Raw genomic sequence first — 23,126 nt, 5'->3', positions numbered from 1 at the left:
CTCACCTTTTTATTGGAACGACGCAGAGGACTGCTCGCGTAGCGAACGCGGGCGCATGTCGATCCAGTGTTCGTTGATGTAATCCAGACAGATTTGGCGCTCGCCGCGCATCCCCGCCTCGCTCCAGCCGCTGGCCATCGGCTTGCCCGCCGGCCACAGGGAATACTGGCCCTGGGCGTTGATCACCACATCGAATTGCAGTTGTGCGTCATTCATGTCGTTCTCCTGTTGAACGGGATTGCAGCGTGGCCAGGCTTCGCTCGAGCCCGGCGGCGAGATGGTTGAGTGCGGCATGCCTCTGTTCGTCGCTCGAAGCGCAGGCCCCGACGTAAACCCGCACGGATGCCCCGCAAATCTGCGCGCAGGTGTCTGCGTCGTCCTTCGCGAAGGCCCGGGCCGACACTTCGGCGTTGGCGCTGGCATGAACCTGGGCAAACGCGGTGGCAGCGGCCTCGGTATTCAGTTGCGCGTAGTACTCGGCGAACGCCTCGGCATCACCGAAGTGCTCGGCAATCATGGCGGTGTTGGCCGGTGCGAGGCCGTAGGTCAGCGCACTGGCGTGGGCCTGGGCGTACGCCGCGTCATAGGCATAGGCCTTGCGATACAGCGTCAGCAACACCGGTTTGAGCGCGGCCCGCCATTCGCCCTGACGCCCGATCACACCGAGCGCCGCTCGCTGATGCAGGCTTTGCAACGAGAACAACGCTTGCTGATGCTCCGGCAAGGCTTCGCAGAGCATTGGCATGACCACGTCGGCCTGCCAGAGATGAAACAGCTGAAACGGCACCTGTCCGTGGAGTCGGCTCAAGCGCAGACGCAAGGCCTCCTCCGGTTCGGCTTCGCACAACACCTTGGTCAGGGCCAGCCACCATCGCGGCATCAAGATCGGTTCATTCATGGCGAAAGCTCATCCGTACCGATGACTTCGGCCAGCAACCGCGCCCAGCGGCACGCCACGATGCCGTAGTGATCGGTATCCAGGGTTTGCCAGCTGCGCAACTGCGGCAGCAAGGCCTGCCAGTTGCGTTGCAGGTCGTCCGGGTTCCAGTCGTTGCCCAGCCCGTAAGGATTGGCGTGCCCGGCGATAAACAGCCGTACCGCGGTGGTGGCCAGCGCCGGCGGCTGGAAGTCGAGCATGCTGGTCATGTTGTTGCGGCAGCACACAGTCAACCGTTGCAGATAGGTCTGACGTTCCTCAGCCATGCCCTGCCCTTCGACCGCTGGCCAGCGCTGGGCAAATTCGCGCTGGAACACCTGCTCGATGGTCTGCTCGTCGATGCCGGCCAGTTCCGCACCGGCATCCGGCGCGGGCGGGTCGATCAGGTACAACAACGGTTGTCTGAATCCGTCAGCCTGGGCCTGATGACACAGCGCCTGCGCCACCCATGCGCCGAAGGACCAGCCTGCCAGCCGCCAGGCGCAGCCGTGCGGAAGGTGGGTCTTGATTGCCTCCAGATACCAGCGTGCACGCTCCTCCACGCTGATGTTCGGCAACTGCGGCAGACGCAACGCAGGATCCGCGATCACGCACACGCCCAGTTCCGCCGGCAGCGCCGACACCAGTTCCCGATAGGCCTGAACATCGCCACCCACCGGGTGGATCAGGTACAGCCAGTCGCGGCCGGCACCGGCATGCCATTGATCGATCCGCACTGCGTCGCGCCAGCCGTGGGGCACTTCTTCAACCGTAGCGGTCGAGACCAGTCCCAGCACCTCGCTCAGGCTGACCTTGTGGCTGAATTGCGACAGCTGGAAAACCTCGCCTGTCGCTGCTTGCAGTTCGTCGATCAGGTCGAGCAGCGTCAGCGAATCCGCGCCCAGGTCGTACAGCGAATCGTCGTCCTCCAGCTCGGCCACACCGAGCCATTTGCACAGGCAATCACGCAAGCGCACCGACAGATCCACGCCCTTCGGCGCCTCGACCGGGGTAGCCACAGCACCGTGACGAACCGGATAAAACCGCCGTGCCGTGTCGATGCCGGTGGTGGAAATCAGCAGCTGCGGCAACTGCGTCGCCATCGCCAGATCGAACACCCGACAGCCCTCTTCGGCCGACAACCCCACCGTCAGATGCTCCAGATGCGCGGCGTCCCCGCCATTGCTGGTGGTGGCCATGCCGATGTCGCGCCAGATGTCCCAGTTGATTCCGAGGCGCAGGCAAGTGTCAGCCGGGTTCGGGCGATAGTGGGTGAAGCCGTCGAGCACCCCGCTGGCCGCCGCGTAATCCACATGCCCCGCGCCGCCGAACAGTGCCGACATCGACGAGCAGTACAGGACAAAACCCGGCGTCAGGTGCTCGATCAAGGCTTCGACCGCCAGCATGCCGCGAGTCTTGGCGGCCATCGCCTCGGCCATTTTCCGAGGATCACGGTGGCGAATCAGACTGCCCGCACCGACGCCCGCCGCGTGAATCACCCCGCTCAGGCGACCGTAACGAACGGCCAGTTGATCGAGGATCTGCGGCCAGCGTGGCAGGTCGGCAATGTCTGCTTTGATGCAGTCGATACGCGACGCGTAGGCCGCCAGTGACTCAGGTAATTGCCCTTGGCGCGAGATCAGCACCACACGGCGCGCGGGTGCCTGTAGAAGGTGTTCGCACAAGGTCCGGCCGATGCCGCCGCTGCCGCCCAGTACCAGAAACGTGCCGTCTTCCGGCAGAAGCCCTGATGTGGTTGTTGGGCCGGTCAATGGCTGAGGCATCAAGCGTGGCTGCCAGAGGTAACCGTCGCGCATCGCCATTCGCCGAGGCAATGAAACCGGATCGCCAAGCAGCGCTGCCAACTCGCAGGCCTGCGCTTCGAGGCGCGACGACGGCAAATCCAGCCAGTGGCAACGCACCGGGTATTCCTGCGGCACCACTTCGGTGATGCCGGCCAGCGCTGCCAGCTCGGGACGCTGAACCGCGCCGTCCACCGGGCACGCCTGCCATGACATCAACCACAGTCGCAGGCGTGTCGTGCGCGCGGTCTGCCCCCAGGCCTGCATCAATGCGCTGACCGTGTCCAGACAGGCCCACTGCGCCAGATCCAGACTTTGCTCGCTGACCGCGCCCGACACCGCCAGCGGCAAGGCATGCAGCCAGTCGAGTTCGCCGAGTTCAGGTTCTGCAACCTCGGCGAGCAACCGGTTCAGGGCTTCGGTGTCCAGCGGATCAAGCTCGAAACGGTCCGGGCTCAAGCGTTTGAAGCCGTTGCCGGCACGTACCTGAATAACTCGTCGATAGACAATGTTCAGGCTCGCGAGCAATGTCGATTCGGGCGCGTCATGGCTGCAGAGGATCAGCACTTCACGGGCTCCAGCCGTGGCGTTCCCACTCAAGCGCCGAGTGCGCACCCACTGACGTTGGTGGAACCAGTCCGCCAGCGGTTGTCGCTCAAGGGCTGGCGCATCAGATTGGGCAGCTACAGGCGTCTGGAAACGATACGGCTGAAGATCGAACGACGACGGCGGCAAATCCCAGGGCGGCGGTGCCGAGCGCTGCGGCCACTGGATATTCGCGCCTTCATACCAGGCGTCCAGCAGTTCCTGCGGCGATTGATCACGGGCGATCACCTGCGCGCTTGAGACCGTGACTTCCTTGATCGCTGTCGGCTGCGATGGAATGTCGTCACCCGACCGGCAGACCATCGCGAAGCGCCAGCGCAGTTGCCTGCGACCTGACTGCAAGTGCCGCAGCAACGCGGTGTGCTGCTCAGGATTGGTTTGCAGATATTCGCGAATCGCCGCGATGTCGCGCAGCAACTCCGCGCGGCTGTGGGCCGAGATCATCAGCAGCGGCAACGTTTCCTCGATACTTTCCTGCGCCATGGGCGCAGCGCCGACGATGACATGCGCATTGGTCCCTCCAATCCCGAAACTGCTGACTCCGGCCAGTCGCCGCCGCCCTTCCGGCCATGGCCGGGACGTGGTCGGCACATAGAACGGCGAATGCTCCAGATCGATCTGCGGGTTGATCCGGCCAAATCCGAGGTTCGGCGGCAGCACGCCATGGAACACCGCAAGACTGGCACGAATCAGTCCGACCACCCCCGCCGCCGCGCCCAGATGACCGATCTGGCTTTTCACTGAAGCCAGCGCGCAATGGCCGGCCGGTGCGTCACCGAAAGCCTTGGTCAACGCCGCGACCTCGATCGGATCGCCCAACAAAGTTCCGGTACCGTGGGCCTCGATGTAGCCGATGTCGGCACCGGTCAACCCGGCGCGGCTCAAGGCATCGCGGATGACCGCGCTCTGCCCGGCCACCGACGGTGCGGTGTAACTCATCTTGGCCCGACCATCGTTGTTCAACGCCGAGCCTTCGAGCAACGCATAGATCCGGTCACCATCGGCCCGCGCCTTGGCCAGCGGTTTGAGCACCACCACGCCGTAACCACTGGCGCCAAGGGTGCCGCTGGCATCATCGCTGAACGGACGGCACAGACCGTCGGCGGAGAAGATGTGCTGCGAGCGATGCCGGTAACCCTCGGTCAAGGTCGGGTCGATCAGCACCCCGGCCGCGAGCATCACGTCACTGTCGCCCTGACGCAGCATCGAACTGGCCAGGTGCACGGCGATCAGCGAACTGCCGCAAGCAGCCTGCACGCTGAGGGCCGGGCCGTTGAGGTCCAGGTGATACGCGGCTTTGGTCGCCAGAAAATCCTTGTCGTGGTGCAGCGCCAGCTGGAAGCCGTCCGGCAGATCGCCTTCGGCAGTTTCGCGCAGCATCTGCTGGAAGTAGGTGGTTTCGCCGCAACTGGCGATCAGGCCGATGCGCGGGCCGTCCGCCGACGGGACGATGGCCGCGTGTTGCAGGGCCTGCACGCACGCCATCAACAAATGCCGCTGTTGCGGGTCCATCAGCCGCGCTTCCTGGCGGCTGATGCCGAAGTACTCGGGATCGAAGTCGAGCATGCCCGCCAGTTGACTGCGGGCACCGACCAGGCCTTCTTCGGCGGCAAAGTGCTCGATGCCGAGCTCGTTGCCTTGCACCATCGCCCAGAACTCGGACAGGTTCTGCGCCCCGGCCACATTGACCGACATGCCGATGATCGCCATCGGCTGATGACCCGCATCGGTCTGCCGTACACGCTCCGCCGCTGCCACCGGTGCAGTCGACAGATGCGCCGCCAGACGCCGCACCGTGACGTGTTCGAACAGATCGGCCATCGTCACCTTGTGCGGCAGCTCTTCGGCGTAACGGCCATGCAAACGCATCAGGCCGAGGCTGGTGGCGCCGGCCTCGAAGAAGGTCTGCTCCGGCTCGATGTCACGGCCGATCACGGCCTGGAACAACTCGCTCAGTTGCCGCTCCAGTGCGGTCAATTGAACAACCGGTTGTGGCGTGTTGCGCCGCTCCAACGCCTCGCCCAGATTAGGCAAGGCCTTGCGGTCGATCTTGCCACTGGGAGTGCGTGGCCAGCGGTCGACCCGTCGGTATTCATCAATCCGCACATGGGCAGGCAGCCGCCGCGCGACCTGACGATCCAGCGCTTGCGACGTTGCAGGTTGGCCATCGAGTTGCAGCCAGGCGATCAGCCGTGGCGGATCGGCCTGAACCGCGACCACCGCGTTGACCACTTCCGGCACCTGCATCAGCGCTGCCTCGATCTGCCCCAGTTCCAGACGATGGCCGCTGAGTTTGATCTGCTGATCGTCACGTCCGAGGTAATGCAGGCAGCCTTGGGCATCGGCCCACGCCAGATCGCCGGTGCGGTAGTACAAACAGCCGTCTGCCAGCTCGACAAACCGCGCGGCGTTCAGTGCAGGGTCTGCCAGATAACAACGGGCAACCATCGGCCCGGCCACCAGCAGATAGCCGCGACTGCCGATCGGCACTGGGCAGTCGTGCTCATCGACCAGCAGCAACCACGCATTGCCGACGGCATGACCGATCGGCGCGCGCAACGGCCAGTCCCGCGCCACGGGCGGCAGGCGCAAGGCGCTGACCACGTGGGTTTCAGTCGGGCCATAGTGGTTGAACAGCGAGGCCTGCGGCATGCCGCCGAACCAGTTGCGCAGCGCCTCCGTGCAAAGCAGCTGCTCGCCGGCCGTGATCACCTCACGCAACGCCGACGGGTAAATACCCCGAGTCACGGCTGTTTGCGCCAGATGCTGCAAGGCCACGTATGGCAGGAACAGGCGCTCGATCCGCGCTTCGACCATGTAATCCAGCAACGCCTCGGCATCCTGACGCCAGCGCGGCGTGATCAGGTGATAACAACCACCGCCGCACAGGGTGCTGAAAATCTCCTGAAACGACACATCGAACGACAGCATCGAGAACTGCAGCGTTACCGCTTTCGCCGGCAACTGCCCTTCGGTGCGCTGCCATTGCAGCAGGTTGCACAGGGTGCGCTCGGACACTTGCACACCTTTGGGCGTGCCGGTGGATCCGGAGGTGAACAGCGTGTACAGCGGCCGTTCACCGGCGTGGCGTGGGCGTTCGAACGAGCCGGCATCGGCGTGCAGATCGACTCGATGCGTGGTGAATCGTCCGGCGTTCAGGTCATCCAGCGCGGCCGCCGTCGTGTCGCTGAACAGCACGCAATGCGGTTGCGCCTGCTCCAGCACCTGACGCTGGATCGCCACCGGATAAGCGGGATCCAGCGGCACAGCGGTCAGGTTGAGTTTGGCCAGCGCCAGCAAGGCGACGATGTGTTCCACCGAGGCGTCGAGGAACAGCACGACATGCAGCGGTGCGTTCCCGGCTGGCACCGGATGACGCTCGATCAGGGTGGCCGCCAGAGTATTGGCCAGCGCATTTAGTTCGTTGTAGGTGAGGCGGTGCTGTCCTTGAACCAGCGCAACTGCCTCAGGCGTGCAATGCACTTGGTGTTCGAATCCGTCCGCCATTGTGTTGAACGGCAGCGCAATCTGCGGACCTTCGCTGGCCGGTGGCAGGCTGCGTCGATACGGACCGAGCAAATCATCGAGCCTGGCCGTCGGGCTTTCCAGCAACAGGTCCAGGCCTCGGCGGAACAGCGCGTTCACCGCCCGCATCTGTTCGGCATCGAAGTAGCTGCACTGATATTCCCACCAGCATTCCAGTTGCGAACCGCTGCCCACCATCAACAACGTCAGCGGGCACTTGGCGTGCAACTGCTCGTTGAATTCCAGCGTGGCGCGCAGGTTCGAGTCGGCCAATGCGGCGTAATCGGTGTTTTCCAGCACAAACATGAAATCGAACAGCAACGGGCTCGACGACAGCCGCAGGTCTTCCACCAGATCCGCCAGCGCCACGTCCTGCAACGCCAGCACTTCGCGCACGGTGGCGGTCTGCTTGCGCAACTGCTCGCCCAGCGTGGATGCGTTTTCAACGGCAGTGGGGATTAGCACGGTGTTGGCAAACATGCCGACGGTGTCTTCGAACTCCGCCAGCGGCCGGTTGGACACCGGGCTGGCGATCCGTGGCTGCTCGCAGCCGGTCAGGGCGTACAGGCTCCAGGCGAAGACACTGAACAGCACTTCGAAACGGGTCAGTCGTTGTTGGGTGCAAAAGCGTTCAAGGGCAGCGCTGCGCAGGGTGCCCAAGGGTTCACGGTGCAACCGGGCGTCCGGGCTGATTTCGCGCATTGGTATCAATGCAGGCGATGGCTCTTCATGACGGCGATGCAACTCGGCCAGGGCACGGCGCTGGTCGCGATAATGAGGATCGACGCTCCACTGACGCTGCCACTGGCCAAACTCCAGCGTCGTCAATCGGGCGGACGGTTGCGGGCTGTCGTGGCCTTGCAGGACATCGGTGTAAAGCTGCGCCAGGTCGTCGAACAGCAGGTTCACCGACCAGCCATCGACGATGATGTGATGCAGATTCAGCAACAGCCGGCAGCTGCCATCGGCTAACGGCAGCAGCCAGGCTTGAAACAGATTCGGGGTGGTCAGGTCGAACGACGCGGCGAACACCAGCTCGGCGAAGGCCTGCCAGTTGGTCTCGGTGAAATGCCCGACCGCGAAGGTGCGACAGGTCGAACCCTGCTCGGCGATTACCTGATCCAGTCCATCGGCACCCGCCACGAATGCCGTGCGCAAACCCGCATGACGCTGCACCAGACGCCCCAAAGCCTCGGCCAGTGCCGCAACTTCGACACCTGCCGCCAGATGCAGAATAAGCGGCACGCTGTAGGCAGTCGAAGTCGGCGAACGTTGTTGCAACAGCCACAGGCGGCGCTGTTCGGCGGTGGCCGGCAGGCGTTTGGCGCTGCTGATCCGAGGCGCAGGCGGGTAGATCGAATCGCAGTTCGTTTCACCGGTCAGTTGTTCGGCTAGTGACGAGAACGGCTCGTTGAGCACCCTGTCGAGCGCGATCTCGCGCTGCCAACGGACACGAATTGCCGAACGCAGGCGCATGGCCTTGAGCGAATCGCCGCCGCTGCCCAGCCAGTCGTCGTGCGGACTCAGGGCCGGTTGGCCGAGCAGCGAGCGGGCCTGACTCAACAACCAGTCCAGCGCCGGTGAAACGCTTTCGGCATCCGTAGCCGCCCGGACTGGATGCCACGGACTCAACCCTTTGGCCAGCAACCCGTCACGATCGACCTTGCCATTGGCCGTCAACGGCAGGCGCTCCAGCAGGAATAACTGATGCGGCCGCATATACGGCGCCAGTTGTGCCCGCAGATGGGTTTCGAAGGCGTGATAGTCCAGATCCCCGCGCGGCACGATGAACGCCAGCAACTGATGATCTTCAGCCGCCTGCCGCCGAGTGCAGACATACACCTGCGCCACACCCGGATACTCCAGCAGCCGTTGCTCCACCTCCCCCGGTTCGATCCGGAAGCCGCGAATCTTCACCTGCCGGTCGACCCGCCCCAGGTACTCGATCAAGCCTTCGGCATTGCGCCGCACCAGATCACCGGTGCGGTAATGCACCCGCGCACCACCGTCGAGGTCAGGCAAACGAACGAACTGGCGCGCAGTTTCTTCGGGCCGGTTGCGATAGCCACGGGCGACACCGCTGCCACTCAAATACAGCTCGCCCACCTCGCCCGCCGGCACCGGCCGTTGCTGCTCATCCAGCACCTGCACACCGGTATCCGGCAGCGGTCGGCCAATGGGCGCCAAGTCACCAGCAAAGTCGCGGGTGATCGGCCAGCACAAGGCAAACGTGGTGCATTCGGTGGGGCCGTAGACGTTGAAAATCCGGCAGCGGCTCTCAGGATTGGCCCGATACCATCCGCGCACGGCGGCAGCGCTGATCTGCTCACCGCCGATCAGCACCTGCCGCACGCTGGAAAAACACGACGGCCACTCGGCAATCAAGGTGTTGAACAGCGACACCGTCATGAACAGATTGTCGACCTGAGTCCGCTCCAGCACTTCGGCCAGACGTCGCGCGTCCAGCACGTCCTCGTCGGCGATCATCACGCAGCAACCGCCATTGAGCAGCGGCGCCCACAGTTCAAAACTGCACGCGTCGAATGCCGGGTTGGACAGGCAGGCGAAGCGGTCCGTCGGGCGAATCTCGATATAACCGTCGCTGTGCGCCAGCCGCAGCAAGCCGCGCTCGCCGACCTCGACCGCTTTTGGCGTGCCGGTGGTGCCCGAGGTGTAGAACAGGAACATCACCTCGGCGAAGTCTTCGGCCAGCGTTTGCGGCGGAGCGTCCGGCTGATCGAGCAAGGCCTCGACGCCGGTTTGCCACAAAGAAGGCGACCACAGCGGTTCTTCATCCAGGGTAATCAGGCCGACACACGCCGCATCCGCCTGCATCAACTCCCGACGCCTGCGCGGGCTTGCTCGATCCAGCGGGACCACCACCGCGCCGACTTTCAGCGCCCCAAGAATCGCCGCCAACCATTGCCAGCAACGCGGCATGCACAATGCCAGCGACTGACCGGGTTCGACACCGCGCGCCAGCAACCCACGGGCGATGCGTTCGCTGCCGCTGGCCAGTTCGGCGTAAGTCAGCGTAACCGACTGATCAATCACCGCCGGGGCTTGCGGATTACGCCGTACTTGCTCGGCAAAACGCGCAAGCAACGGCATGTCTTTGGACGCACTCATCATTTCGCCTCCTGCGCGTCGAAGCGTTGCAGCTCCTGACGGATGATTTGCGAGACCCGATGGATTTCCGCGCTTTCGAGCATGTCCCAGTGCCCGCCGCTGACCAGTTTCGCCAGATATCCGCTGCCGGCGCGGCGACGCCAGAAGCCGCGCAGCTCATGCAATTGATGGCGACTGAAATCTTCTCGCGCCTGGATCAGCACCACGCGACCGGCGCGCGGCGCGCATTCATAGGCGGCCATGGCCAGGCGGTTGTGGTTGTAGATGTTGAAGTAGCGTTCGACCTGGGCGTCTTCGATGCCGGGGTACATGCCGTTGAAACGCACCAGTTTGTCGCGGAACTCGGCCATGTCCACGGTGCCGATCTGCTCGCGGAAACCCGGGGCGTCGCTGCCTTGGGTGTCGAGCAGCACCACCGTCACCTGACGATGCCCCGCCGCTGTCAACCGTCGCGCCATTTCATAGGCCACCAGACCACCGAACGACAGCCCGGTGAGGATCAGCGGTTGCTGTGTCAGCGGTTCGATCTGGCGCAAGTAGGCCTCGGCCATCGCTTCGACTGTCGGCTCGGTGCTCTCGCCCGGATTCAGCCCCGGCGATTGCACGCCATAAACGCCGGTTTCATCCGGCAGCACTTTGGCCAGCGACAGGTAACAGAACGCCGTGCCGCCCGCCGGGTGAATGCACACCACGTTGTGCTGGCCGCTGCCACGACGGAATTCGATCAGGTTGCTCTGGGCCAGCGCCGGATTGGCCCCGACCCGCAGCCAGCCGCCCAGCGCCTCGATCGTCGGGTAGCTGAGCACCACGCGCACCGGCACTTCGACGGCGAACTGCTGGCTGATCTCATGGGCCATCTTGATCGCGGCAATGGAGGTGCCGCCGACATTGAAGAAGTTGTCGCGAATGCCGATCTGCGGCGCCAGCAACAGGCTTTTCCAGATCTGGTACAGCGCCAGTTCGATGTGGTCGCGCGGGCTGCTCAGGTTGACCTGACGGTTGACCATTTCTTCGTCTGCCAATGCCGTCAGCGCAGTGCGATCAACCTTGCCATTGGCAGTCAGCGGCAAGGCGTCGAGCCACAGATAGCTGCCGGGGATCACCGCTCTGGGCAACGTCGTGGCCAGATGGGCGTGCACCGCTGCTTCGTCCACGGGGTCGGCCACCACACAGCAGGCCACCAGCCGCTGGTCCTGCGCTGCTTCGCCGACCATCAGCACCACGGCGCTGCGGATGCCGGAAAACGCTTCGAGCCGGGCTTCGATCTCGCCCAGCTCCAGGCGCACGCCGCGTAACTTGACCTGAAAGTCGTTGCGCCCCAGAAACTCCAGCTGACCGTCCGGCCGATAACGCGCCAGATCACCGCTGCGGTAAAGTCGATCCCCCGCGACAAAGGGATTGTCGATAAAACGCTCGGCACTCAGCTGCGCCAGCCCCAGATAACCCCGGGCCACACCCACACCGCCAATGTGCAGATGCCCGGTCACGCCAACTGGCACCGGTTCATCGCGGTCATCGAGCACGTAAAAACGGTTGTTGGAAATCGGCCGGCCAATCGGCAATTGCCGGGCCGGCACCTCGGCGCCGGGCTCCAGGGTCCAGATGCTGTTGATCACCGTGGTTTCGGTCGGGCCGTAGACGTTGTGCAGCCGCGCATGGGGCAGACGTTCCTGAAAACGCCGCGCCAGCGCTGACGGCAGTTCACCGCCGCCGCTGAACACATCGGTCAGCGACCCACACTGGCTGACCTCGTCGACCTCCAGAAACAGCTGCAACATCGCCGGCACGAACACCAGCGCCGTGACCTGCTGCTCGCGCACCTCGCGGGCCAGATACGCCGGTTCGTAATGCCCGCCGGGCCGTGCGATCACCAGCCTTCCGCCGGTTGCCAGCGGCCAGAAGGTCTCCCACGCCGACGCATCGAAACCGAACGGGATCTTGTGCAGCATCGCTCCCGCTTCGCCGCAGACCTGCAAACACCACAGCAGCAGGTTGCTCAAGCCACGGTGAGCGACCATTGCGCCCTTGGGCAACCCGGTGGTGCCCGAGGTGTAGATCACGTAGGCGAGATGGTCAGGGGTAACGCCGACATTGCGTGGATCGAGATTGTCGGCAGGCAACGACGCCCAGCTCGCAGCGTCCTTTTCGAGGTCGAGGATTGGCGCTTCCCAGTTCGGGCCTTGCACGGCCTGACGCAAGATTCCGTGCGCCGAACCGAGGGTCAGCAGCACCGCCGGCGTGCTGTCGCCGAGCATATGGCTCAGGCGTCCCAGCGGATAATCCGGATCCAGCGGCACGTAGGCGCCACCGGCCTTGAGCACTGCCAGCAGCGCCACCGGCAATTCCAGCGAACGCTCGATGCACACCGCCACGCGCACGTCCGGGCCGACGCCCAAGGTGCGCAAATACCGCGCCAGTCGGTTGGCCCGGGCATTGAGTTCGGCGTAGCTCAGGGATTCACCCTCGAATACCACCGCGCAGGCCTGAGGGTTGCTCGCGGCCTGCGCTTCGACCAGTTGATGCACGCAGGGCGCCGTTTGCGTCAGTGGCGCGGCGCGGTTGAAGTCGACCAGCACCTGCTGACGCTCAGCCTCGTTCATCAACGGCAAGGCATTGATCGGTTGTTTGGCGTCGGCGGCGATCTGCTCAAGCAAGTAACGGTAGTGCCCGCTCAAGCGTTCGATAGTTGCGATGTCGTAGAGGTCGGTGTTGTATTCCACCAGCAAGTCCAGCCGCCCTGCCCGTTCGACCCATTCGAATGCCAGATCGAACTTGGCCGTGGCACTGCTGGTGCCGTACGGTGCCAGTTCCAGACCGGGCATCTGCACCGCGTTGCCCGGTGTGTTCTGCAACACCAGCATCACCTGGAACAACGGCGAATGGCCGGGATCGCGCTGCGGGTTGACGGCCTCCACCACGCGGTCGAACGGCACGTCCTGGTGGGCGTGGACGTCGAGCATCTGGCCACGCACTTCACGCAGCAGTTCGGCGAACGTTTGCTGCGGATTCAGGCGCTGACGCAGCACCAGCGTGTTGACGAAATGGCCGATCAGCGGCTCGACTTCCGGACGATTGCGGTTGGCGAACGGTGTGCCGATGCACAGATCCTGCTGACCGCTGTGGCGCCACAGCAAGACCGCCAAAGCGCCCAACAGCACGTTGAACAGCGTGCCCTGAGTTAGCCGGCCCAGCGCCGTGAGTTCGCGCAAGGTGCCGCCATCGACGGAGGTACTGAACGTGGCGCCGACATAACGCTGCACCAACGGGCGCGGCCGGTCGGTGGGCAAGGTCGACAGCAGCGGCGCGTCGTCCAGGGTGCGACGCCAGTAATCGAGCTGAGCCTCCAGCGCCGCACCGCCGATGCGCTGTTGCTGCCAGCAGGCGTAGTCGGCGTATTGCACCGGCATCGGCGCAAGCGTCGGGATTCCGCCACGCAGATAATCGCCGTACAGCGTGGCGACTTCATGCAGGATCACGCCCATCGACCAGCCGTCGGCGATGATGTGGTGCACGCTGTACAGCCAAAGATGTTCTTCGTCAGCCACGCGCAATAACGACGCCCGCAGCAATGGGCCGGTGGCCAGATCGAACGGCGCCCGGGCGTCCTGCTCGACGGCGAATCGCACTTGCTGCTCGCGCTCGTCGGCAGACAACTGGCACAAATCCGTCACCGACAACGACAGCGGCATCGACGGGTGCACCACCTGACGCGGTTCGCCGTCCACGCTGCAAAACGTCGTGCGCAGGACTTCGTGGCGGGCCACCAGTTGGTTCAGCGCCCGTTCCAGTTGCGCTACGTCCAGCCGGCCCTTGAGCGTCACCGCCGTGGGCACGTTGTAGAACGGGTTGCCGGGTTCCAGTTGATCGAGAAACCACAGTTGCCGTTGCGAGAACGACAGCGGCCAGGACGCGTGCTCGCCGGATCGGCGGGGAATCGCCGCGTCATCGTGCCCGCCAAGCAAGGCAATCAGTTCCTGTTTGTGAGTCTTGAGCGCCTGGGTCAGTTCTTCGGTGAGAAACCCGCGCGGCGCCTTGCAGCGCAGCCTGTCACCGTCCACCTCGAGCACCACGCCATGGCGAGCGAACAACGCCAGCAATTGATCGGCATTCATACTTCGAACTCCTCCATGTCTTCGTCGTCCAGGCTTGCGGTCACAGGCTCGATGGCAAACGCCTCGACCGGCGCGCGGTGCTGCTCATCGGCCGTGCGCAGCCCGCCGATCATCGAGTAGATCAACTCATGGCTTGGCCCCAGATCGAACAGCGTCGTCAGTTGTTGTTCCTCGACCGAGCCGATGCCGCACAGGCCCAGACCGTGCTCGACGGCAGTCATGCTCAGCAACTGGGCCATCGCGCCGCTTTCGATGTGGCAGAAATCACGGCTGCGCTCGCCATACAGCGGGCGGATCGCGGCCATGTCGGCGATGAAGAACAGCGAGAACGCGGCGTTCTCGTACACCGGACGATTGACGAAGTAGTCGTAGGTGTCCGGGTCGAGCAATCCGCTCTGGAGCGCCAGCAAACGATGCTGGCGGGGATCGTAGTAATACGCGCCACCGGGCACGCCGAGCACGCGATCCGCTTTGACGTAGAGGTACGCCTGAATCGGGTACAGCCCGCCCGCCGACGGGAACTGGTATTTCACTTCGCCGTCGAGTTGCCCTTGGGCCAGCGCTGCCAGTACATGGGCGAAGGCCTGGGTGGCGATCGGTTGCAGATCGTATTGACGCACCGAGCGGTAATCGCGCAAACGCCGGGCGAAGGCCGGGTCTTGCGGCAGATCCAGTGCCACTGCTGGCAAGGCTTGAGCGAAGTCGCGGCGCCCACGCTGTTCGGCTTTGAACTGCGCTCGCTGCTGCGGATCTTCGAGGATGTCCTGCGCGGGCTCCGGGGCCTGCTGAACATTGCCGAGCAGATCCTGCCGCGCCCGGCTCTGGCGGTACATGCCAAGCAGATGCAGCAGCGTCGGCTGAGCCAGCAGTTGCGCCACGTGAGGACGGAACTGCAAGGCGCCGGACAAGGCGTTGCTGATCCGCACGATATCGATCGAGGTCGCGCCGAGGTTCAGCAGGTTGGCGTTGGCGGCGATGGACTCGCGCTTGAGCACGTCTTGCACGATTTCGACCAGTCGCTGTTCCTGAGGGCCGTCGACTTCCAGTGCCGGACCTTGTTCCTCGATTTGCTCCGGTTCCGGCAGGCGTTTCTTGTCGACCTTGCCGTTGGACGACAACGGCCACGCTTCAACGAAGGTGAACGAGGCCGGAATCATGTAGGCCGGCAGTTTGTCGCTCAGGTAGGCGCTGAAATCGCTGGCCTGCAACGCCGGATCGGCCTTGAGCACGTAGCCCGCCAGACGCTTCTCGCCCAGCGTGCTGCCAAGAATCCGCACCACCGCGCTCTGCACACCGGGATGGCGATTGAGCGCGGCTTCGATTTCGCCCAGCTCGATGCGATAACCCTGGACCTTGACCTGATTATCTTCACGGCCGAGGAATTCGATGTTGCCGTCCGGCAGCAAACGCCCCAGGTCGCCGGTGCGATACAGCCGTTCGCCGGTCAGTGGATGATCGAAGAAGCTGCCTGCGCTGAGTTTTTCATCGCGCCAGTAACCCTTGGCCAGACCGATGCCGCCGATGTACAGCTGCCCCGCGACCCAGGTCGGGCGCACTTGCAGCGCTTCATCCAGCACGTAGAAGCGCTGATGATCGAGGGCCTTGCCGTAGGGAATGCTGCGCCAGGCCGGGTCGACGTGCTTCACCGGATAATAGATCGACCAGATCGACGCCTCGGTGGCGCCGCCCAGGCTGATCAGCTGCAGCTTCGGCTGCAAAGCCCAGGCCCGCTCGGGCAACGTCAGGGGAATCCAGTCGCCGGACAGCATCGCCACCCGCAGGCTGGCAGGCAACGCGCCGCCCTCGCCCTCCACGTACTCGACCAGCATGCCGAGCAGCGCCGGCACCGAGTTCCACAGGCTGACGTGATGACGTTCGATCAACGCCGCCCAGTGCGCCGGATCAAGTGACAGTTGCGGTTCGAGGATGACCACCGCAGCACCCACGGCGAGGGTGCCGAAGAAGTCATAGACCGACAGGTCGAAGCTCAGCGACGAGATCGCCAATACGCGGTCGCTCGGGCCGACGGCAAAGCGCCGGTTGATGTCGAGCAAGGTGTTGACCGCACCGCGATGGTCGATCACCACGCCTTTGGGCTGCCCGGTGGAACCGGAGGTGTAGATCACGTAGGCGAGGTCGCTTTCGTTTAGCTGCACGGGTTGGAGTGGCAAGAGATCGTTTGAGACTTCATCGGTCACGGCAATGGCCGTTACCTGCGCCGGCCATTCGATCTTGTCGAGCAGCGCCGGTTGGGTCAGCGCCAGACTCGCCTCGGCCCGCTCCAGAATATGCCGCAATCGCTCCGCTGGCTGGGTCGGTTCGATCGGCAGGTAAGCGCCGCCGGCATACAGAATCGCCAGGGTCGCGACCACTTGCTCCCAACCGCGCTCCATGACCACCGCAACCAACCGGTTCGGCAGCACACCCTGCGTTTGCAATCGGGCGCCGAGTTGTCGGGCTTCATTGCGCAACTGGGCGTACGTCAGCTGTCGCGCGCCGATTACCGCCAGTGCATCCGGTGTGGCGAGGGCCTGACGTTCGAACAGTTCGTGCATCAACGGCAGCGTTTGTTGAATGTCGACCGGTGCCGGCAACCGTGCCTGCGGCAGCAACTGCGGCGTGTTCGCTGTCCATGCTTGCGGCTCGCACAGACTGTCGAGCAGCGTGTTATAGGCGACGAACATCTGCTCGATCATGCCTTGCGGGAACAGCTCGTCGATGCTGTCCCAGTTGAACAACAGGCGCCCTTCCAGCTCCAGCAACGTGTGGTCGAGCCACACCTGCGGGGTCTGGGTGATGCTGTGCATGTGTATGGCATTCAACGCGTCGGCCAGATTGAATTCGGCCAGCTCCGGCGCTGCTTCCGACAGCGTGCTGTTGAACACGATCGGCATCGCCGTCTGTTGCACACCCCGGGCCTGGGACAATTCGCGCAGCACCCGCACGCCGCTGACCACCGAATGGTCGATGTCGCGCCACAGTTGCGCCTGCACCGCGCGGGCCCTGTCGGTAAAGGTTTGTGTTCCGTCGATGCCGACTTCCAGCAGCACCAGCGAAGTGAAATCACCGATGATTTCGTCGACATCGGTGTGCAGCGGCATACGGTTGAACAGCGGCAGGCTCAGGGTGAAACGCGGCGTGCGGCTCCACAGCGCCAGCACTTCGCTGAAGGCCGTCAGGAGCATCACCGACGGCGTCACCGCAAACTGTTTGGCGACGGATTTGAGCTGCGTCCACTGCGCGGCCGACATGTCGCGGTCGCGGCGGGTGAAGTGCGGGTTGGCGATGCTTTCGGGTTGGCGCACCAGCGGCAGGTCCGGTGCCGGGGCCAGAGTGGTCACCCGTTCGCGCCAGTAGCTCAACGCCTGTTCGTAGCGGCGGCCGCTTCGCAGTTGCTGTTCGGCCAGCACGTAGTCGCGGAAAGTCAGGCCCGGTTCCGCCAGGTCCAGCGTCGGATCAACGTAGAAGGCCATGAGTTCGCGGGCGAGAATCTGCGTGCTCGCAGCGTCGACGATCAGCGCGTCGAGGCTGATGTGCAAATGGGTGATGCCGTCATCGAGCAGCGACAGGCTGAACTCGAACAGCGGCCAGCGACTGGCGTCCAGCACCTGATGGGACTGGCGTTCGCGGGTTGCTTCAAGGGTGCGTTGCGCCACTTCAGCGGGTAAACCGCGCAGGTCGCTGCGGGGCATGCGATAGGTCGGCACCTGCGCCAGCACTTGTTGCGTGCCGTCGCTGAGGAACACCACGCGCAGCATGTCGTGGCGCAGGATCATGCGATTCAGCGCCAGCTCGAAACGTTCGGCGTCGAATTCGGGAATACGCAGTTCTTCGTAACCGTGGGCACTGACGCCACCGAGGCTGACCGTGGCTTCGCGACCAAACCAGTAGGCCTGCTGGATATCGGTCAGGGGGAATGGCTGATGCCGATTGCCGCGATCCGGCTCGATCTGGATGAACGCCGGTTCAGCGCTCTGCTCTTCACGCGAAACCTGCGCCGCCAGATCCAGCAACGCCGGTGTCTGGAACAGGCTGCTCAGGGACAATTGCGCGCCCATCCGCTGGTTGATCGCGTAGATCATCCGCGTCGCCAGCAGCGAGTGGCCGCCGAGGTCGAAGAAGTTGTCGTGGATGCCGACCCGCTCGCACTTGAGCACTTCGGCCCAGATCTCGGCCATTTGCCGTTCAATGTCGTTGCGCGGCGCCTCGTAAGTCGCCCCGGCGCTGCGTTCCGGCGCCGGCAGCGCTTGTCGGTCGAGCTTGCCGTTGCGGGTCAGCGGCAATTGCGAGAGCCGCACCCAGGCACTCGGGATCATGTGCTCGGGCAACTGGCGTTGCAATTCGGCTCGCAGGAATTCACTGGTCGCAGTGCCGACCACGTAAGCCACAAGACGTTTGTCGCCAGCCACGTCCTCACGCAGCAACACGGCGGCTTCCTGCACACCTGGTTGTTGATGCAACAAGCTATCGATCTCGCCGAGTTCGATACGAAAGCCGCGCAGTTTCACCTGTTGGTCGATGCGTCCCAGGTATTGCACGTTGCCGTCGGACTGGAATTTCGCGAGGTCGCCGCTGCGGTACATCCGCGCGCCCGGTTCGGCACTGAACGGGTCCGGCAGGAAGCGTTCGGCGGTCAGGTCCGGGCGGTTCAGATAGCCACGAGCCAGGCAGGCGCCGGCGATGTACAACTCGCCCGCCACGCCGACCGGGACCGGATTCAGATGCTCGTCCAGCACGTACAGCCGCGCATTGGCGATGGGACGACCGATGGGCGGCGCGTCCGGCCAAAATTCGGCCTCGTTGCAGTCAAGGCTGAACTGGCTGACCACATGGGTTTCGGTCGGCCCGTATTGATTGTGCAGTTGCCCGCCACCGAGCCCACGGACGAAACCGCGCAGCTCGTCATTGATTTGCAGGGCTTCACCGGCGGTGATGATCTCGCAGCCGCCGGCCGGCATCGGTGCCTCGGCCTCGGTCAGACCGGCGAGTTGCTGCAACACGGCAAATGGCAGGAACGCCCGCTGCACGCCTTCGGCCACCAGGGTCGGGCGCAGCGCGGCGAGGTCCTTGCGGCTGTCTTCAGTCATCAGCAACAGGCTGCCGCCCTGGCACAGCGTGCTGCAGATTTCCTGGAACGAGACGTCGAAATTCAGCGAGGCGAATTGCAGCACGTGTTGCGGTGCAGTCGCTTGATCGAGCTGCCAGGCAATCAGGTTGTCCAGCGCACAACGGCTGTGAGCGACGCCTTTCGGGCGGCCGGTGGAGCCGGAGGTGTAGAGCACGTAGCCGAGGTTTTCCGGGCTCACCGCGACGTGCGGATCATCCGTCGGGTGTTGCGCCCATTGCGCTGCGTCGGTGTCCAGGCAGCAGATTTTCGCCTCGTTGGCCGGCAACCCGGCCATCAGGCTCGATTGCGTCAGCAGCAAGGTTGGCGCGGCATCACTGAACATGAACGCCAAACGCTCACTCGGATAAGCCGGGTCGAACGGCACGTACGCCGCGCCTGCCTTGAGAATCGCCAGCAGACCGATGACCATTTGCGGCGAGCGTTCCAGGCACAGGCCGACGCGATGCTCGGGGCCGACGCCTTGCTCAATCAGGTAATGCGCGAGGCGGTTGGCGGCGCGATTCAGGTCGCCGTAACTCAGTTGCTCACGGTCGGCGAGCAGCGCCACGGCGTCGGGCGTTTGCCGGGCGTGGGCTTCGAAGCGCGCCACGCAACCGGGCAACGACACGGTATCCCGCGCGGTGCGGTTCCAGTCATGAACGATCTGCTGATGTTGTTCGGCGCTCAGCAGCTTGATCCTCGCCAGCGACTGCTCGCTGCCCTCGACCATCTGCATCAGCACCCGACGCAGGTACTCGCCGAACTGCTCGACAGTGCTGCGCTCGAACAGGCCCGAGGCGTATTCCAGACCACCGACGATCTGCCCGTCGCGCTCATGGAGCGCCAGTTGCAGATCGAACTTGGCCACGTGATGACTGCTCTCGACCGGCGTGACTTCAAGCCCGGTCAGCAGCAGATCGGAATCCTGATCCTGCTCCCAGGCAAACAGCACCTGGAACAGCGGACTGTGGGCCAGACTGCGCGGTGGATTGAGCAATTCCACCACTTGCTCGAAGGGCAAGTCCTGATGTTCCTGAGCGTCCAGCGCCACTCGCCGCGCCTGTTGCAGCCATTGCGCCACCGACGGCGTACCCGACTGAGTCATGCGCAGCGCGAGGGTGTTGACGAAGAAACCGATCAGCCCTTCCAGTTCCTGTTGCGGGCGGTTGGCCGATGGCACGCCGATCACCACATCGCTCTGCCCCGACAGGCGCGACAGCAGCAGCGAAAAACCGGCCAGCAAATTCATGAACAGCGTGGTGCCTTGCTGCATGCCCAAGGCTTTCAGGCGTGCGGTCAGGGTGGCGTCAAAGACCAGCGGGACGAAGCCGCCGAGATAATCCTGCACGGGCGGACGCTTGTGATCCGTCGGCAACTCCAGCAGCACCGGCGCGCCGGTGAGGGTTTCACGCCAGTAACGGCTCTGCTGCTCCAGCACGTCGCCGGACAGCCATTGCTTTTGCCACACGGCGTAATCCACGTACTGCACCGGCAAGGGCGGCAGCGGATCGTCGCGATCCAGCAACGCCGCTGCGTACAGCTGGCCCAGTTCGCGGGTGAGCACGCCCATCGACCAGCCATCGGAGATGATGTGGTGCTGGGTCAGCAGCAACACATGGTCATCCGCCGCCAGCCGCAGCAGACTAACCCGCATCAGCGGGCCCCGGCTCAGGTCGAACGGCTTGGCGCCCTCCTCGTCGATCAAGCGGGTCAGGCCTTCTTGCGCATCGTGCCCTTGAATGTCAGTCACCGTCAGCCGGACGCTGTGCGCCGGCGGCGAAACCAATTGACGCCCTTCCCCTTCAACGGCGATGAACGTGGTACGCAGCGCAGCATGGCGCGCTACCAGTTGATTGAAGCTGCGTTCGAGTGCCGGCACGTCCAGCAAACCGCGCAAACGCAGGTTCAGCGGCATGTGATACGCCGCGTTGCCACCCTCCATCTGTGCCAGAAACCACAGGCGCTGCTGAGCAGACGACAACGTTTGCGCGCCCGCGCGTTCAAGGGCCGTGATGGCCGGACGAGCCTCAGCCTGACTGGCTTGCAGCCGTTCGGCGAACTCCGCCAGAACCGGTGCGGCAAACAGCGTCGAAGGCGCGACTTCCAGCCCCAGCGTGTGGCGAACCTGCGCCAGCACGCGCATCACCAGCAGCGAGTGACCGCCGAGGGCGAAGAACTGATCCTGACGCCCGACCCGCTCGATGCCGAGCACGTCGGCCCAGATCGCGGCGATTGCGGTTTCCAGCGAGCCTTGGGGTGCCTGGTATTCCTGCTGATCGAATGCCTCGACATCCGGTGCCGGCAAACCGGGACGGTCGACTTTGCCGTTGGCGGTCAGCGGCAACGCGTCGAGCCGCACGAAGGCGGTCGGCACCATGAAGTCCGGCAGGCTGACTTGCAGCTGCTCACGCAGGGAACGCGGGCTCAAAGTCGTGTCCGGTTTTTCGCAGTAGTAGGCAACCAGACGCGGTTCACCGGGACTGTCCTGGCGCAGCAACACCACGCTTTCCCTAATACCCGGGATGTCCGCCAGCCGGGTTTCGATTTCCCCCAGTTCCAGACGCAGGCCGCGCAACTTGGCCTGGGAATCGTTGCGGCCGAGGAATTCCAGTTGGCCGTCGACCCGGTAACGTGCCATATCCCCGGTGCGGTAAAGGCGCTCGCCTGCCACGAACGGGCTGTCGAGGAAACGCTCGGCGGTCAGTTGCGGAAGGTTCAGATAACCGCGCGCCACGCCGACGCCGCCGATGTACAACTCGCCCGCAACACCCTCGGCAACCGATTTGCCGTCAGCATTGAGCAGGTAAATCCGGGTATGGGGCAGTGCCCGGCCGATGGGCAGCACCGCGTCGATCTGGCTGTTTTCGGTGAACTCGAAACAGGTGCTGTCGATGCTCGCTTCGGTCACGCCATAGGCCTGGACGATCTGCACGCGATCACCGCAGAGCCTGCGCAATTGCCGCGCGCTGTGGGCGGTCCAGATGTCGGAGCCGCAGACCACGGTGCGCAGGAACGACAGGTCGTGGCCGGTCTCTTCGACCCACGCCAGCAGCGGATTGAGCAGCGCCGGCACGAAGTCGGCAAAACCAATCTGCGCGTCACGCATCAGGCGATACAGAGCCGGCGGGTCCATCAGGGTGTCTCGTGGACACAGCACCAGCGTGCCGCCAAAACCCAATGCACGAATCAGGTCGGCGCTGAACACGTCGAAGGAAAAACCAGCCATCTGCAGGTGGTTGATCGGCTCGCCCAGAGCATAGAGCTGCGCCCAGTCGGCGCTCACGGCGACCAGTCCGCGATGCTCGACCATCACGCCTTTCGGGGTGCCGGTGGAGCCGGAGGTGTAGATCACGTAAGCCAGGTGCCGGGGTGTCAGGACGATTGAGTGAGAATCGAGGTTGTCTGCCGAGCGCGAAGCCCAATCACTGTCGTCGGCCAGATCCATTATCGCGGGTGCAGTCGCCAACTGTTCGAGCGCCGCCCGCAAAACATCGCGCGCCTGGCCGTGAGTCAGCACCACCGGCGGTGCGCTGTCGGCCAGCATGTGCGCCAGCCGCGCCTGCGGATACGCCGGGTCCAGCGGTACATAGGCGCCACCGGCCTTGAGCACCGCGAGTACGCCGACCAACATCTCCAGCGAACGCTCCAGACACAGCCCGACTCGCACGTCCGGCCCGACCCCGAGCTTGCGCAGGTGATGGGCCAGCCGGTTGGCGCGGGTGTTCAGTTCACGGTAACTGAGCGTCTCCTGCTGCCAACGCGCGGCGATGGCCTCGGGGTTGCGCAGCACCTGCGCTTCAAACAGACCGTGCACGCACAGGTCCGCATCGAACGGTTTCAAGGAGCAAACGTCGGGCTGCGCGGGATTCGTCCCACGCAAGGAAGTGTTGTCGAGCATCGGAGGCTACCGTCCATGACTACATTATTTT

At 64.1% G+C, this 23,126-nt stretch carries 5 protein-coding genes; all 5 read right to left on the bottom strand.

Annotated features, from left to right (window positions below):
- Positions 1-9: 9 nt before the first annotated feature.
- Genes PMI24_RS23960 through PMI24_RS23940 form a run of 5 tightly spaced genes read right to left on the bottom strand, consistent with a single transcriptional unit; the run spans position 10 to position 23,095 of the window.
- Positions 10-216, bottom strand: a complete 207-nt coding sequence (locus PMI24_RS23960) for an MbtH family protein (RefSeq protein ID WP_007958563.1) — start codon at positions 214-216, stop codon at positions 10-12.
- A complete protein-coding gene (locus PMI24_RS23955) occupies positions 209-898 on the bottom strand; it encodes a hypothetical protein (protein WP_007958561.1) in 690 nt (229 codons plus the stop codon). Before PMI24_RS23955 ends, PMI24_RS23960 begins: the two co-directional genes overlap by 8 nt.
- Positions 895-9,981, bottom strand: a complete 9,087-nt coding sequence (locus tag PMI24_RS23950; protein ID WP_007958558.1) for a non-ribosomal peptide synthetase — start codon at positions 9,979-9,981, stop codon at positions 895-897. Before PMI24_RS23950 ends, PMI24_RS23955 begins: the two co-directional genes overlap by 4 nt.
- Positions 9,978-14,090 carry a non-ribosomal peptide synthetase gene (locus PMI24_RS23945; protein WP_007958555.1) on the bottom strand — a complete coding sequence of 1,371 codons (4,113 nt, stop codon included), beginning with the start codon at positions 14,088-14,090 and terminating at the stop codon, positions 9,978-9,980. Before PMI24_RS23945 ends, PMI24_RS23950 begins: the two co-directional genes overlap by 4 nt.
- On the bottom strand, positions 14,087-23,095 hold the full coding sequence (locus PMI24_RS23940) for a non-ribosomal peptide synthetase (protein ID WP_007958554.1): 9,009 nt from the start codon (positions 23,093-23,095) through the stop codon (positions 14,087-14,089). Before PMI24_RS23940 ends, PMI24_RS23945 begins: the two co-directional genes overlap by 4 nt.
- Positions 23,096-23,126: the final 31 nt, after the last annotated feature.

Source organism: Pseudomonas sp. GM25 (genome assembly GCF_000282255.1).
In the GTDB taxonomy this organism is placed as follows: domain Bacteria; phylum Pseudomonadota; class Gammaproteobacteria; order Pseudomonadales; family Pseudomonadaceae; genus Aquipseudomonas; species Aquipseudomonas aphyarum.
The sequence above is the reverse complement of the archived record's forward strand: the minus strand, read 5'-3'. Positions and strand labels throughout refer to the sequence as shown.